The sequence below is a fragment of the Pseudomonas yamanorum genome (assembly GCF_900105735.1).
In the GTDB taxonomy this organism is placed as follows: Bacteria; Pseudomonadota; Gammaproteobacteria; order Pseudomonadales; family Pseudomonadaceae; genus Aquipseudomonas; species Aquipseudomonas yamanorum.
The window spans coordinates 1,361,856-1,376,618 of record NZ_LT629793.1; the positions used below are offsets into that span (position 1 = coordinate 1,361,856).

Sequence of the window (14,763 nt, forward strand, 5' to 3'; positions counted from 1 at the left end):
CCATCGCCGAGTACTAGAGGAGAAAGCTCACCACCTGCGCTTCATCGAACGGCCAGTCCAGCTCAGCGCCCGTGTCCACCCGGCGCAGCACCGGAATCCGCAGGCCGTAGGCTTCGAACAAGGCCTCGGAATCGGCGATATCCACTAACTCCACCAGCAGGCCGTGTTCGACCAACGGCATGATTTCCGCTTCGGCAAATTCGCAAAGATGGCAGCCCAAGGTGCCGAACAACTGACATTCAGGAAGCATGGCAAAGGGTCCGAGAAGAATCAGGTGCCTATTCTAACAGCGTCGGGACAGTGCAGATCAGCATGGCCAACAACAGGAGCCACCACGGGTGGATGAGCTACACCCGGATATCGGCTCTTGGCAACACGACCCCATCCTCATGCCCCTAGAGCCAGATCTCCAGCTTCCGCTCGGCAAAGACCAGTGGCTGGCCGTGCTCCAGCAACTGCCGAATGCTCGGCCCAAGCAGGTCTTGCGGCCCATCCAAGGGCGTCGCAGGTGTGGTGTGAAAGCGCACTCGATTAGCGCTGACACGCTCCAGGATCTGACGGTCCTGGCGCAAGATCACCCGGAACAACCGGCGCAATACCAACCGTTTGAGTAGCCCCGGCAATACCCCGCGCGTCGTGGCAATCCGGGCAAACAAGCGCACTTGGCCATCGCCATCCGGCGTCATCCAGGCGCTGACCAGCAGGTTAAGTCCGCCGCGCGCATCGCGATATTCGATCTCTGCCAAACCCGGCAAGCGAAAGCGTCCCATGCTGACGCCACGCTCCCCCTCGAACCAGCGCGAGATCAACCCTGATTGCTTGCCCTCTTCGCTATAGACTGCCTCGACACCATCTGCGAGGGCGCGCACACGAACACTGAGTTTTTGCCGCTGCCTGTCGTGGCGTATCCACCCGGCATGCACGAAATGCGTGTGAAAACCGTCGAGAAAATTCTCCGCAGCGTCTTGTAGTGAACACTGCACCTGATCGGTCATCCAGAACGTGTCCAGATCCTGCTGTTGCGGGGCAGGCGCAGTGGGAGGTGTTTGAGGACGCTCAGGACCAAGACTGACCCATACCAGCCCGTCGGCCTCGCAACTATGCCAGCTATCCAGCAACGGCTTGCTGCAGGTTGCCAGTTTTGTGCCCGGCACCCGCGTACAACGTCCATCGGCGGCAAATCGCCAACCGTGATAGGGGCATTCGATCTGCCCATCGCGAACCTTGCCTGCGCTCAATGGCGCAAAGCGATGCGGGCAGCGATCAGGTAAAGCAGCGACGTCCCCACCTTCACCCCGAAACAGCACCAACGGCAGGCCAAATAACTGGCGTGCCAACGGCGCATTTCGCAGCTCGTGGCTCAAGGCTACCGGCCACCAGCCGTTTACTTGACTCATAGTTTTAACTTACGCATCAAGGGCACACCGATGCCATGCAACAGGTGGCTCAGGACATGCCACACCCACCTGCGACCCCAGGACAAATGGGCGACATGGATGAGGCTGTACTCGATCTGCGGCTGGCCCCCGCGCAAGCGTTTGAACTCGGCAGCGCCCGAGCTGAAGTTCAACACCACGCCGCGCTCAACCGCCTCTTGCAAGCACAACCGCGTGAGTTGGCGATACAACCCGGCCCGCTGCGGCAGGGCGGTGTCGTAACCCACTATCGGGGTGCTGAGCGTCCCAGCGTTGGCAAACCAGCCAAGGGCACCGTCAATGCGCCCCTCAGCATTGCGTAAAGCCCGCATCTCCAACCAACCTTCACGTTGGCCGCGCTGCATCCACTGGGCGCTATAGTGCGGGTTCAGCCTGCAATACTTGTTCAGGTAAAGCAGGTTATAAAGATGCTCGATGCGTTGAAAGTCAGCGTCATCCAGCGCCGCGCCCGGCACCACTTCATAGGGGCTGCGGCGCAGCAACGTGGCGTCCAGCCGAGTGTTGTGGTGCTTAAGAAATGAAGCCTGCGCCCCAGCCCGTCCATCGAACAGATAGACCTGTCGGCTGGGAATACTCAGGTAGCCAAGGCTTTCCAGATTCAGGCGTAGCTCCCGATTGCTGAAGTCATTCAGAGAGCGAAAACCAAACCCATGATCGGGAAACGTTCGACGCAACAAGGCGGTGATCGCCGACAGTTCGGTGATGTCCCAGTCGCCTGGGTAGAGGTTGGTGGACAGCAGCCAGTTGTTGACCTGCACCAGTTTGTCGACATTGGCCCGGCGCAGCAGATGGTTCACGCCCTGAGTCAGGATCTTAAGCGGCCAAGTCAGCCAGGGCCGGCCAAGGCGTTTGATCTCTTCACGGGCGTAGCCGCTATAAGCAGTTTGAGGCGACACCACGTAGCAGTTGTCATCCGGCTCAAGGCCCTCGGTGATACTGACGGGAAACTGCTGCGTCCCTGTGTCGAGCAGCGCCATGCGGGTAATGACGTTGCCGATCAGCGCGCCGCCGGCACACGTACGCACATAGCGCCGGGCGAGGCTGTCGTGGGCGCGGACGGGCTCACTGAGCAGTTGCTCTTCGAGTAGCAATCTCATGGCAGGTCCTCGCTCAACGGCTGGCCGTTCCACTCGATGTCTGCGGTGGACGCGGCCAGCAGGCCGCAACGCCGGGAAGCGGCGCGCGCGATAATTTCAGCCAGGCTCAGCACTTGCGCGGTCAGCGGCCAGAAATCACCTTTGCGGGTAATCACATCGCGGGCATCGGCATAGTCACGCCAGAACCCCGCGTTCAACACCTGCTTTGGCGCCACCAGCAGGAGCATCGCCAGCGCAATCATCCGGGGTTCGCAGGTCGGCTCAAGCACGCCGCTGCCACTCAGGCTGGCGACCAGTTGCCTGCGCTGATTATCGAACAGATGCACACCACTGGTGGCTCGTGGGTTGCACTCCAACACATGAAAATGTCCAGCCGTATCTTCAATAAAGTCGAAACCCACCTGCCCGGTGTAGCCAGTTTCGCGACCGAATTGTTCGAGGAACTGGCGCACCGGCGCCGGTGCGCAAGGCTCGAAATAAATCCCCGACCCACGTCCCACCCGGTAGCGCGGGTGGTAGCAGCTATGGGCGCGCAACTCACCGTCGATCATGACGCTGAAACTGCAATATTCACGGCCCTCGATAAACCGCTGCGCCACCCAAGGCGCCGCTTCACTGGGCTGTACCTTTGCCAGTTGCCTGACTGTCGGGCGGATCAACGTCTGGGAGGCAAAGCGCGAATATGCCGGCTTGAACACCCACTGGCTCGCTTCACACGTCAATGCCTGTACCTCCAGGCGATCAGTCAACAGGCGGGTTTCAGGAGCCGCCAACGCCCAGCCCGCCGTCATGGCTGCGAAACGACCCTTGTGATGCAAGCGATGCAGCAAGGCAAAATCGCCGGTCAACACCCTGCAAAGCGGCGCCAGGCGTTCGAGACCGTGGGCCAGGTAAAACACTTCCTCGCAGGTGGGCAGCAGTAAATCGATGCGCTGCGCCTGGATCACCTGTGCCAATGCCGTGATCCAGGCTGCTGGATTTTGTCGAGGTTCCGGCAGGCGTACAAAGTGCTGCACCGAACAACTGAAACGGCTCAGCGGCTGGCCCAAGGAATCCCCCACGCTGACCGTCCAGCCCGCCTCATCAAAGGCCCGCGCCCATTCCAGGCAGGCTGGGGCGCGCGCGCCAAGAATCAGTACATGCATGGCATACCCTCGGGCAGTTGCAGCAGTTTCAGGCGGCGGCGCTTGGCATACGCCGGCGGCGGCTGCCACTGGCCAAAGCTCAATGCGGGAAGTTGCAGCCCCTGTTGGCAGCACAATGCGTGAATGCTCTGCATCAAGGCCTGGCACAGGTCGGCGTAGTTGGCAGCAGATTGCACGTTGATCTGCCAGTGCAAGCCCTGCTGATGGATTTCATACTCCTGCAAGCACTCGCCATGCATCAGTAAGGTGCGCCGCAGCACATCCGGATAGAGCGCTCGCAATTGAACACCGCTCAAGTCGGGTAGCCAAAGAATGTCATCCACACGGCCCTCGACGGCGGCAATCGCACGCTCGACACGCCCACAAGCGCAAGGCGCCTGGGCAACCCGGAGAACGTCGTTGAGACGGTAACGCACGATCAACTGGGTTCGTCGGGAGAAGTCGGTGATGATCGGCTGAAAACGTGTGCGCGCGGCGTCCAGCCAATCCGCTTCGATGTGCAGATGGCTTTCGTTCAGGTGCAAAGTGCCGTTTTCGCAGGTGTAGCCAAGAAAGCCTTCACTGGCCTGGTAAATCTGCCGCGGAGCCACGCCAAACGCTGCCTGTACCCCTTCAGCATCGGCTGTTTCGAGGACTTCCGCCACTGACAGGATATGGCTGGGACGGATGGAGAGTCGCCCTGCCAGCTCTGCTTCGGCCAACCCGCGCAGTACCGTAGCCGGCGCCACCAGTACGTCGGGCTGCTGAGTGTTGAGACGCGCCAGCGCTGCGTCGAATCCCAGGGTCAGGTCGTGAAAAGCAAAGTCGATGCGACGACTCGCCAGTGTCGTATAGAGCCGGCTGTTGGCCCGTAGAAAGAACGCAATGCGCAGCGGCGCATGCCATGGGAGAAGCAGGCGTGGCAGTAGATGACGCGGTAAAGCGCGAGCCAGCAGGATCCCGGCCCATCGTTGCCGCTCCAGGCTACTGACCAGGAATACGCCTTGATTTCCCGAGGTCCCGCTCGACAAGCCGACGGTGATGTCACCCAGCGTCGGGCTGAAATCCCGGGATACTTCAGCCTGGCGTGCCAGCGGCAGCACCTCCTCCAGGCTCAAGCCGCGGGTGTTGAACCCGGCGAAATCCCCCATCAACGTGGCTTTGTCCATCAGCGGCAACGTGCTCAAATCCGTCACCACCTTGCCCTTGAAACGCTGAGACTGAGGCAATACCCGTCGCAAGAAGTACTTCAGCTGCCGAGCCTGCCAGGCTTCCAATTGTTCCCGGCGGGTAAATCTCAACCGGTAGCGGCTATGCAGGAAACTGAGCGCGCTGCGCAATGTGCCAATCAAGCGCTCACCGCTCATCGCCGAACGCCTCCCAGGCATGGGTGCAATGAGAAGGCAAGACCGCTACGGCCGGCTCGCGGCGGATCAAGGTGCCCAAGCCGCTGTAGGTTTGACGATACTGTTGGGCATCGTGGCTGGCAAACCATAAGGCCGGTGGCGCTGGCAGCCGCCCAGCACGGCAGGCAGGCATCGACCAGCACGCGTCGGCCACCAGAAACACTGGCCGCCCCTGGGCATCGGGTATGAACAACCCCAACTGTCCTTCGCTATGCCCCGGCAGCGGTACGCCCAGCAGGCTGGCGTCGCCAAGCAAGTCGATGCCTTGGCGAAAAGGCGCCATCCACTGCGGCAACGCAGCTTTTTTGCAGGTATCGGCGAGGGTCAAGCGCGCGGCGAAATCGTCGGGCAACAAGGCCGGCAGGTGACCGCCGAGGGTCGCTCGCCAGCGATGGCCACGCAGGCTTTCGATGTGTTTGCGGTCGGCATCCAGGGCAATGAACGTGGCCTTGGGAAAGTCTCTGAGCCCGGCGATATGATCGCTGTGAAAATGCGAAATGATCACCGTGCGTATGTCATCGGGACCAATACCGAACGCGCGTAATTGCGCGAGCAGTTGTTCTTTCACCGGTAACTCGACCGGCACCGCGGTGCGATACAGGCGCTCAGGCAGTGCTTGTGTGGCGCTAAAAAAGTGTTCGGCGTAACCGGTGTCGTAGAGTATCCAGCCCGCGTCGGGATGTCGGATCAAGCCGCACAACGCCGGAAAGCGTGTCGGTGCCCAGCGCCCTCCCCGGTCGGCCATGCATTCCAGATGTTGGCACCAGCCGGCCCGCAGCACACTCAGGCTCACCGTACGACTCATGCTCCCACTCCTTGTTGGGCAAGCCACCACTGCGCGTGCTGGCGAATGCCTTCGTCCTGCGTCACTAGCGGGCGGTAGCCTAACTCGTTTCGGATGGTGCTCAGGTCCAGGGTTTGGCTGAATGCCAGCACACCGGCACCATACCGCGTCAGCAAAGGCTCGCCGCTGCCCCTCAGGTGTGCGCTGGCTTCCAGCATCCGAGCCACTGCGTCCATCAATCGCCATGGCAAGCGCCGGGTGCGCAGGTTCAGTTGAAACTGATTGGCGACGCGTTGCAGCAAGTCCGCGACAGTCAACGGCGTGCCATTGCTGACGTTATAGGTGCACACCGCCCGCGGTAGCGGTTGGGTCAGGCTCAACATCACCGCGTGCACCAGGTTGTCGACGCAGGTCAGGTCCAGTTGCGCCTGTCCGCCACGCATCAGAGGAACCGGCCCGCGCTGCATCACCCGCAGCAAACGTGGCATCAAGGTGGCGTCCCATGGGCCAAACACCGCCCGTGGGCGCAGGATCACCGCTTCAGCAAGCCCGGCTTCGTGCACCCGTCCTTCCGCCAACGCCTTGCTGCGGGCATATTCGTTGACCGGCGGTGGCAGCGGTTCGTCTTCGCGAATGCCGAGACGATCACGGAACGCAAAATACAGACTGGGTGTGGACAGATGCACCAACCGCTTCACCTGGTTGACGCGGCAGGCATGTAGCACCTCGGCAGTGGAATCAAGATTGGCCCGGGCAAATGCCGACGGCGTGCCCCATGGCGAGGACAACGCCGCGCAATGAACCACTGCTGCACAATCCTGCGAGGCATCGAGCACTGTGCTGCAAGCCCCTGACGTACCGTGCTCCAGCGGTACCCAAGATGCCACACCAGGGCTGAGGCCAATGACCTCGGCCGCAGCGCGGGCATTACGGCCGGTAAACTGCACTTCACACCCTTGGCCGGCGAGGCGCCAGACAATGTGCCGGCCAATGAATCCGGTGCCACCGGTGACGAGAATTTTCATCAATATTCCAGCACCATGCCGCCAAGGGACAAGCCCGCGCCGGTGCCAATCAGCATCAGCCGCTGGCCGCGCTGAATACGCTGGTCACGAATGGCGATATCCAGTGCGGTGGGCAGTGACGCGGCCACCTGATTACCGTGCCGGGCGAAGATATCGATGACCTGTTCCGGGGCAAACCCCAGGCGCCGGGCCGCATGTTGCATCGCCTGTTGGCTGGCCTGGTGAGGGATGACCCAATCGATCTGGGGCTTGGTCAAACCGGCCTGGCTAAGCAGCTCATCCACCAGCATGGGCAGATGTTTGGCGGCCAGTCGGAACACGCTTTTGCCCTGCATTGAAAAACTGGTCAGCGGTTCGAACGGCCCATCTATTCGCCGTGGGTGATGACGCGAACCACCGGCAGGAATCTGGCACATATCTGCGCCTTCGGAATACGTCTTGAGGTTCGAGGCGAGGATTTTCGACCCGCCGTCGCTGACGGCCAGCACCACCGCTGCGGCACCGTCGCCGAAGATTGCGCAGACTTCCACCTGCTGCCAGTCCAGGCCACAGGAAGCGATATCCGAACACACCAGCAAAATGCGTTGGTAGCGTCCGGCAAGCAGTGGCCAGGACAGCGTATCAACCGCGGCGATAAACCCCAGGCAACTGGCATTGATGTCCATGGCGGGAATGCCGGAATCGCCCAGCCCCAATTCGCGGTGCAACAATGCGGCGTTACACGGCATGCCCTGGTCCATGGTACCGCTGGCACAAGCGACCAGGTCAATCTGGTCGAGCGCCAGCCCCGCTGCCAGCAATGCCCTGCGCGCGGCGATGGCTCCGAGGCTCGCGGCGTTTTCGCTACGGCCGGCAACGTGCCGCTGGGTGACACCACTGATGCGCGCGACGCTGCCGGCCACTAGGCCAAGTTCAGCATCCAGTTGCGCGCTGGTGACGATGTGTTCAGGCAGTGCATGCCCCGACCCCAAGATGTTTATTGGCCTACAGGCGAGGGGCAATCGTTGAGAGGTTGGCATTCAAGTTCCGTTTGAAAGGGCGTCGCCTGGCTATTGGCTATTGTTGTTTGCCCATACTATCAGCGGCAAGACATAACACCCTAAATGGAAACCGCCCCTCAATCCTGACTGACCGCGCCAATCTTGTGGATCGACAAATCCGCGCCGTAATACTCCTCTTCCTGGCTCAAGCGCAGCCCGTAAACGCGCTTGATCACCCCATACACCAGGAAGCCGCCGGCCAGGGCTACCACCACACCCAGCGCGGTGCCGATCAACTGGCTGATCAGGCTCACGCCACCCAGGCCGCCCAGGGCGGTCTGGCCGAAGATCCCGCAGGCGATCCCGCCCCACACGCCACACAGCCCGTGCAGCGGCCACACACCCAGCACATCGTCGATCTTCCAGCGGTCCTGGGCCGCGATGAAGAACCAGACGAACAAGCCACCCGCCACTACACCTGTCACGAGCGCGCCTACCGGGTGCATCAGGTCGGAACCGGCACAGATCGCGACCAGCCCGGCCAACGGACCGTTGTGCAAGAAGCCTGGGTCGTTACGCCCGATGACCAATGCCGCCACGGTGCCACCGACCATCGCCATTAACGAGTTGACCGCCACCAGCCCGCTGACCCCGGACAGGGTTTGCGCACTCATGACGTTGAAGCCGAACCAGCCGACAATCAAAATCCACGAGCCCAACGCCAGGAATGGAATGCTCGACGGCGCGAACGCCACCAGGCGCCCTTCCCGATAACGTCCCTGGCGCGGGCCGAGCAGCAACACCGCCGCCAGCGCCAGCCAGCCGCCCATGGCGTGCACCACCACGCTGCCGGCAAAGTCATGGAAGCTCGCGCCGAAGCTGGCCAGCAACCAGGCTTGCAGCCCGTAATTGCCGTTCCACACCATGCCTTCGAAAAACGGGTAGATGAAGGCTACGATCAACGCGGTGGCGCACAGTTGCGGCGCAAAACGTGCACGCTCGGCAATCCCCCCGGAAATGATCGCCGGGATCGCTGCGGCGAAGGTCAGCAGGAAGAAGAATTTCACCAGGCCGTAGCCGTGGTCGGCGCTGATCACCGCCGCCGGTTGCATGAAGGTCACGCCGTAGGAGATCCAATAGCCTATAAAGAAATAGGCCAGTGTGGAGATGGCGAAGTCACTGAGGATTTTCGACAGGGCATTGACCTGGTTCTTCTGGCGCACGGTGCCGACTTCCAGGAAGGCAAAGCCGGCATGCATGGCCAGGACCATGACCGCACCAATCAGAATGAACAGCGTGTTGGAACTGTGGACGAGGGTGTCCACCGCGCTTTGCAAATTTTCCATGGAGGATGGCAGGCCTGCACATGCAGGAAAAAGCACCAAAGCAGTTCATGACCTTCATGACGCGCACTAAATTAGCACCCAGGGCTCGACCTTCTTTTGAGGCCGTGAACCGCTTTAGCGCAGCGATCATTGAGAAAGGCAGAATCCGACAGGGTTTTTCCGCGAGTTTTAGTTATTTAGGGTAAGGTTTTTCGGGGTTTTAGCCCCAACCGCCCGGATTCAGCGCAAGGCCCCAGGCCTGCGCACCAAGGCAAAGCAAAAGCTGTACCAGACAATTGCAGTGAACCTTCACCGATGCCGGTGACTCGAAACCAAAAGTAAACAGACCCGCTACTCACGGAGATAACCATGGCCAGAAAAACGGCAAAGACTGCTCAAGAAATACTGATGGCGGATTTTCAAACCCTGGTCAGCGATACCGAGAAGCTGCTGGACGACACGGCGATCCTCGCCGGTGACCAGGCAGACGAGCTGCGCAGCAAGATTCACGACAGCCTGCTCAAGGCCCGTGAAACCCTGCAACTGACCGAAGACTCCCTGCGCGAGCGCGGCCAGGCGGCCGTCACGGCCACTGAAGACTATGTCCAGGCCAACCCTTGGCAGTCCGTTGGTATTGCGGCGGGCGTGGGCTTTTTGATCGGCTTGCTGGCTACAAGGCGCTAACTATGTCTATCGGCGAATCCGGCTCGTCCACGGGCCCAAGTTCTACCTCGCGGCGCCTGGGCGCGGCTGTCCTGGGTTTGCTGCACAGCCACGTCGAGCTGTTTGGCATCGAGTTGCAGGAGCAGAAGGCCCGCACCGTCAGCCTGTTGCTGTTCGCCGGCTTGGCGCTGGTGTTTGCCTTGCTGTTACTGGTGGGTTTGTCGGCGCTGGTGATGATTCTGGTGTGGGATACCTACCGCCTGACCGGGATCATCAGCCTGTGTGTGTTTTACATACTGGCCGCAGCGTTCTGCGGGTTGCGCCTGAAGGCGGCGGTGTTCGATGAGTCCACGCCGTTCCACGCCACCCTCGAAGAGCTGGCCAACGACCGGGAGCGCCTGCTGCCATGAGCATGACTGAATTGCCGCAAAACACTTCCCGGCGGGAGATGCGCAAGGCGTTGATCCGCCTGCGCATGGAAATGCACCGCCAGGAAATTCGTCACGAGTCTCAGCAACTGATGCTGCCGCTGCAAAAGGTCCGCAACATGGGCCAGAGCTGGCAGGACGGTTTCGGCATCAAGCACGCGCCGCTGTGGGGCGTAGGCGTGGTGACGCTGCTGGGCTTTCTTACCGGCAAAGGCGCGAAGAGCGGCGGGATCGGCACCATGACTCGCCTGGTACGGCTTGGCGCCGGTCTGATCCCGTTGATCAAACTGGCCATGCAAGGTGCTTCGCGCAAAAGTTGAGCCGCGCTGGCTGCATTCTTGCAAACAGATCAGGCCCGGCCCTCACCGTTGAGGGTCGGGCCTTTTTATTCCGGTCTTTTAAGGAGGCCCTGTGATCGACGGGCAACCGCTCGCCTGCTTCCAGCCATTCATCGACACCGCCACCGGCCGCATCGCCGGCGTAGAAGCCTTGGGCCGACTACGCCAGGCGAATGGCCAACTGCGCTCGGTGGGTCCGCTGTTTGCTGATCCGCGCACGCCCTCCGTGGCCTTGCGCCGCCTGGACCGGCAGATCCGCGACAATGCCCTGAGCCGTCTGCATGAGGCCCCGCAAGAGTGGTTCCTCAGCCTGAATATCTCGCCACGCTGGATCAGCCGGCTGCGCCCGGGGCAGGCCTTGCCGAGCCTGAAGCAGTTGCAGGTGCATAACGTCGACCCGCGCCGCATCGTGTTCGAGATCACTGAGCTGGGTGGTGATATCCTGCGCTTGGCCGAAGTCGTGGAACGCTACCGCGAGGCCGGAGCGCGGATTGCCATTGATGACTTCGGCGCCGGGTATTCGCAGTTGGACCGCGTGTTGGCCTTGCAGCCCGACATCCTCAAGCTGGACATGCGCCTGTTCCAGGCGGCTGCCCGGGGAGGGCCGAGCGGGGACGTGGTGCGGGCGCTGGCACAAATGGCGGAAAAAACCGGCTGCTGGATCATTGCCGAAGGCGTCGAGACCGAGGCCCAGCTGAATTTCGCCCTGGAATGCGGTTCCCGTTATGTCCAGGGTTACCTGTTCGCCCAGGCCCAACTGGACTGGTTCGCCACCGACGCATTCGTGCCGCGCTTCGCCCAACTGCGCACCGCGTATGTCCAACAGAAGCTGGCGGAGCGTGGCCGGATCATGCAACTGCGCCAGCAACTGGCGGAACTGATGCAGATCCTGCAAACCTGGGCCCACACCCATGCACCGCTGAGCCAACTGCCGCAATTGCCAGCATTTCCCTGGCTGCTGCGTTTTTACCAGTGCGACCGGCATGGCACGCAACTGACGCCCAACTTCGAATGGCACCAGGGCGCGTGGCAAGCCGACGGCCGCTACCTGGGCCATAACTGGTCATGGCGCCCGTATTTTTATCACCTGCTGGCCGAAGGTTGGGAGGAGCGGCGGTTGACCCTGTCTTCGACCTATCGCGATGCCACGACCAACCAATACTGCCTGACTGCCGGACAACTCTTTGATAACGGTCGGCGCCTGCTGTTAATCGATATCGACGCCGTCGGCTTGTAGTTTTTCGCTTGCGAAGGCCCGGCTGAACCGGGAAGCTGGGAGGCGTCATTCACCGCACGGAGAGTACCCGCCTTGGATTGGCCCACCCTGCTTACCCGCGAACGCCTTGGAAAACCGCTGCACAGTCCCGAAGAGCTGGGCCGCAGCCCGTTTCACAAAGACCATGACCGCATCATCTTCTCCGGCGCATTTCGCCGCCTGGGCCGCAAGACCCAAGTGCATCCGGTGACCAGCAACGATCACATCCATACGCGGCTGACCCATTCCCTGGAAGTCAGCTGCGTGGGACGGTCCCTGGGCATGCGTGTGGGCGAGACCCTCCGCAGCGCCCTGCCCGACTGGTGTGACCCGAGCGACCTGGGCATGGTGGTGCAGTCGGCCTGCCTGGCCCACGACATCGGCAATCCGCCCTTTGGTCACTCCGGCGAGGACGCGATCCGGCACTGGTTCCAGCAGGCGTCGGGGCGTGGCTGGCTGGATGACATGACCAGCGCCGAACGCAATGACTTCCTGAATTTCGAAGGCAATGCCCAGGGCTTCCGGGTACTGACGCAGTTGGAATACCACCAGTTCGACGGCGGCACCCGGCTGACCTACGCCACCTTGGGTACCTACCTGAAATACCCCTGGACCGCGCGCCACGCCGACTCACTGGGCTACAAGAAACACAAGTTCGGCTGCTACCAGAGCGAGCTGCCGATTCTTGAGCAGATCGCCCAGAAGCTCGGCTTGCCGCAACTGGAAGAACAGCGCTGGGCCCGGCATCCGTTGGTGTACCTGATGGAGGCGGCCGACGATATCTGCTACGCGTTGATCGACCTCGAAGACGGACTGGAAATGGAGCTGCTGGAATACGCCGAGGTCGAGTCCCTGCTGCTGGACCTGGTGGGCGATGATTTACCGCAAACCTACCGGCAGCTCGGCCCGCAGGATTCCCGGCGACGCAAACTGGCGATTCTGCGGGGCAAGGCCATCGAACACCTGACCAACGCTGCGGCCCGGGCGTTCGTCGAACAACAGGAAGCGTTGCTGGCCGGCACCCTGCCGGGGGACCTGGTGGAACATATGCACGGCCCCGCCAAGCGTTGCGTACTGGATGCCAAGGACATGGCGCGCAAGAAGATCTTCCAGGACAAGCGCAAGACCCTGCATGAAATCGGCGCCTACACCACCCTGGAAATCCTCTTGAACGCCTTCTGCGGCGCGGCCCTGGAACAGCATGGCGGTCGCACCCCGTCGTTCAAGAACCGGCGCATCCTCGACCTGCTGGGCAATAGCGCCCCGGACCCGTCGTGGTCATTGCACGCCTCCTTCCTGCGCATGATCGACTTCATTGCCGGCATGACCGACAGCTACGCCAGTGAGATGGCCCGAGAAATGACCGGGCGCTCCAGCCCGCAATGAAGCAGCGCCCTGGCTTATGGCCAGGGCTGCTTTTCAAAGAATCGCCCTACGCACGGAACAGAGCGGCCTGATCGAAGTTCCTCCCCGCCGCGATGAATAATCGCGCGCCCAAACCGCAGTCTTTCGACACATTTCTGCGCCCCATCGCTGGCGGGCCCATTACCTTCTAACTACACGCCCTGGCGGAGCGTCTTCAGGGCACTTGGCCATTTCATGGAAAAACCCATGCTCGAACAACTTCGTATCCTGTTGGTGGAGGATCACCCCTTTCAATTGCTGGCCACCCAGTGCCTGTTGCGAAACTACGGCTACCAAAACCTGGCCCTGGCTGAGAACGCCGAGCAGGCAATGCGCCTGATGACAGAAACCGACAGGCCATTCGATATTCTGCTGTGTGATCAATGTTTGCCGGACCTGCCCGGGCTGGAGTTGATTGAAATCGCCAACCGCAGAGGCTTTATAAAGTCCGCGATATTGCTCAGCGGCCTGCCCGTGAACGAACTGCAAAACCTCAACGCCCAGGCACACGAGCGCAACTTTCCGTTACTTGGCTACTTGTCGAAGCCGCTGAACCACTTTGAGCTGAGCGAACTCATACGCCAATCGCGCCCCTCCCCGCTCAACAGGAAAGTAGGAAGTTAAACGCCCGCCCACTTCGAAAACTCTTCGTTATAACGCTGCTCCGCCACGGGCACTTATTTTTAAATTCCACTCACGCAAAATTCTTACACCCGAACAACAAATACCCGACAGAGCGTAATCCGTTGCTTTTTTTGATGTAGGAATATTCTTGTTTTACGTTTGTTCCACATCAAGCTCATCCTCCTGCATTGCCATGTGAGCTAATGTGCCGACTTTATTTGCGCCTGTATGGAATATGATCATGAACTCAGTTTTTATTATCGACGACCACCCTGTTATACGACTTGCCATTCGAATGTTGTTGGAACATGAAGGTTATAAAGTAGTTGGAGAAGCCGACAATGGTTGTGACGCCATACAAATGGTCAAGGAGTGCCAGCCGGACCTGATCATCCTTGATATCGGTATTCCTAAACTCGACGGCTTGGAAGTATTGTGCCGATTCAACTCAATGAGCACGCCGACCAAGACGTTGATACTCACCGCCCAGACCCCGAAGCTGTTCGCCACACGGTGCATGCGCTCCGGCGCCGACGGATATGTCTGCAAGGAAGGTGACTTAAGTGAGCTACTGAGTGCCATCAGGGCAGTCTTGTCAGGTTACAACTACTTTCCGAGCCAAGCCCTTAATGGCAGCACTAGTGAAACAGATTGCAATGAAGAGCTCGAACTTTTCAAAGTCGTCAATGATCGCGAACTCATGGTATTGCAACTTTTCGCACAAGGCCGGACGAACAAGGAAATAGCCAAGGGCATGTTTCTCAGTAACAAGACTGTCAGCACCTACAAAAAAAGACTCATGCAAAAACTAAAAGCCAAATCCTTGGTAGAACTTATCGAGATGGCAAAACGTAACGCGCTAGTGTGAGAAATC

At 60.4% G+C, this 14,763-nt stretch carries 16 protein-coding genes; 7 read left to right on the forward strand and 9 right to left on the reverse strand.

Annotated features, from left to right (window positions below; genetic code table 11):
• Positions 1 to 13: 13 nt before the first annotated feature.
• The 9 genes from BLU46_RS06670 to BLU46_RS06710 all read right to left on the reverse strand — a co-directional run bounded on the left by BLU46_RS06670 (position 14) and on the right by BLU46_RS06710 (position 9,198).
• Entirely contained in the window at positions 14 to 250 is a 237-nt protein-coding gene (locus BLU46_RS06670) for a glutaredoxin family protein (protein ID WP_026078284.1), read from the reverse strand.
• A gap of 145 nt (positions 251 to 395) precedes the next feature.
• On the reverse strand, positions 396 to 1,397 hold the full coding sequence (locus BLU46_RS06675; protein WP_093200064.1) for an aromatic ring-hydroxylating oxygenase subunit alpha: 1,002 nt from the start codon (positions 1,395 to 1,397) through the stop codon (positions 396 to 398).
• Positions 1,394 to 2,533, reverse strand: a complete 1,140-nt coding sequence (locus BLU46_RS06680; protein ID WP_063032035.1) for a GNAT family N-acetyltransferase — start codon at positions 2,531 to 2,533, stop codon at positions 1,394 to 1,396. Before BLU46_RS06680 ends, BLU46_RS06675 begins: the two co-directional genes overlap by 4 nt.
• A complete protein-coding gene (locus tag BLU46_RS06685) occupies positions 2,530 to 3,678 on the reverse strand; it encodes an ATP-grasp domain-containing protein (RefSeq protein ID WP_063032037.1) in 1,149 nt (382 codons plus the stop codon). Before BLU46_RS06685 ends, BLU46_RS06680 begins: the two co-directional genes overlap by 4 nt.
• Positions 3,666 to 5,024 carry a F390 synthetase-related protein gene (locus tag BLU46_RS06690; RefSeq protein ID WP_063032039.1) on the reverse strand — a complete coding sequence of 453 codons (1,359 nt, stop codon included), beginning with the start codon at positions 5,022 to 5,024 and terminating at the stop codon, positions 3,666 to 3,668. The genes BLU46_RS06685 and BLU46_RS06690 overlap by 13 nt, the downstream gene beginning before the upstream one ends.
• Positions 5,014 to 5,868 carry an MBL fold metallo-hydrolase gene (locus BLU46_RS06695; RefSeq protein WP_063032041.1) on the reverse strand — a complete coding sequence of 285 codons (855 nt, stop codon included), beginning with the start codon at positions 5,866 to 5,868 and terminating at the stop codon, positions 5,014 to 5,016. Before BLU46_RS06695 ends, BLU46_RS06690 begins: the two co-directional genes overlap by 11 nt.
• On the reverse strand, positions 5,865 to 6,872 hold the full coding sequence (locus BLU46_RS06700; RefSeq protein WP_063032044.1) for an NAD-dependent epimerase/dehydratase family protein: 1,008 nt from the start codon (positions 6,870 to 6,872) through the stop codon (positions 5,865 to 5,867). Before BLU46_RS06700 ends, BLU46_RS06695 begins: the two co-directional genes overlap by 4 nt.
• Positions 6,872 to 7,891 (reverse strand): beta-ketoacyl-ACP synthase 3, encoded by a 1,020-nt coding sequence (locus BLU46_RS06705; RefSeq protein WP_063032046.1) that lies wholly within the window; start codon positions 7,889 to 7,891, stop codon positions 6,872 to 6,874. The genes BLU46_RS06700 and BLU46_RS06705 overlap by 1 nt, the downstream gene beginning before the upstream one ends.
• A 98-nt stretch (positions 7,892 to 7,989) precedes the next feature.
• Entirely contained in the window at positions 7,990 to 9,198 is a 1,209-nt protein-coding gene (locus BLU46_RS06710; RefSeq protein ID WP_093200067.1) for an ammonium transporter, read from the reverse strand.
• A 348-nt stretch (positions 9,199 to 9,546) separates the two neighbouring features.
• Here BLU46_RS06710 and BLU46_RS06720 point away from each other — a divergent pair, with 348 nt between their 5' ends.
• The 7 genes from BLU46_RS06720 to BLU46_RS06750 all read left to right on the forward strand — a co-directional run bounded on the left by BLU46_RS06720 (position 9,547) and on the right by BLU46_RS06750 (position 14,757).
• Positions 9,547 to 9,861 (forward strand): DUF883 family protein, encoded by a 315-nt coding sequence (locus tag BLU46_RS06720; protein WP_026078283.1) that lies wholly within the window; start codon positions 9,547 to 9,549, stop codon positions 9,859 to 9,861.
• A 2-nt stretch (positions 9,862 to 9,863) separates the two neighbouring features.
• Positions 9,864 to 10,250, forward strand: coding sequence for a phage holin family protein (locus tag BLU46_RS06725; protein WP_003209078.1), 387 nt, complete (start codon positions 9,864 to 9,866; stop codon positions 10,248 to 10,250).
• Entirely contained in the window at positions 10,247 to 10,588 is a 342-nt protein-coding gene (locus BLU46_RS06730) for a hypothetical protein (protein WP_063032051.1), read from the forward strand. The genes BLU46_RS06725 and BLU46_RS06730 overlap by 4 nt, the downstream gene beginning before the upstream one ends.
• Positions 10,589 to 10,679: 91 nt before the next feature.
• Positions 10,680 to 11,843: an EAL domain-containing protein gene (locus BLU46_RS06735; protein ID WP_093200073.1), complete on the forward strand. Its 1,164-nt coding sequence runs from the start codon at positions 10,680 to 10,682 to the stop codon at positions 11,841 to 11,843.
• A 72-nt stretch (positions 11,844 to 11,915) separates the two neighbouring features.
• Complete coding sequence (locus BLU46_RS06740; protein WP_017479963.1) at positions 11,916 to 13,247, forward strand: deoxyguanosinetriphosphate triphosphohydrolase; 1,332 nt, start codon at positions 11,916 to 11,918, stop codon at positions 13,245 to 13,247.
• Positions 13,248 to 13,472: 225 nt separating this feature from the next.
• On the forward strand, positions 13,473 to 13,889 hold the full coding sequence (locus tag BLU46_RS06745; RefSeq protein ID WP_093200075.1) for a response regulator: 417 nt from the start codon (positions 13,473 to 13,475) through the stop codon (positions 13,887 to 13,889).
• A gap of 241 nt (positions 13,890 to 14,130) precedes the next feature.
• Positions 14,131 to 14,757, forward strand: coding sequence for a response regulator transcription factor (locus tag BLU46_RS06750; RefSeq protein WP_063032057.1), 627 nt, complete (start codon positions 14,131 to 14,133; stop codon positions 14,755 to 14,757).
• Positions 14,758 to 14,763: the final 6 nt, after the last annotated feature.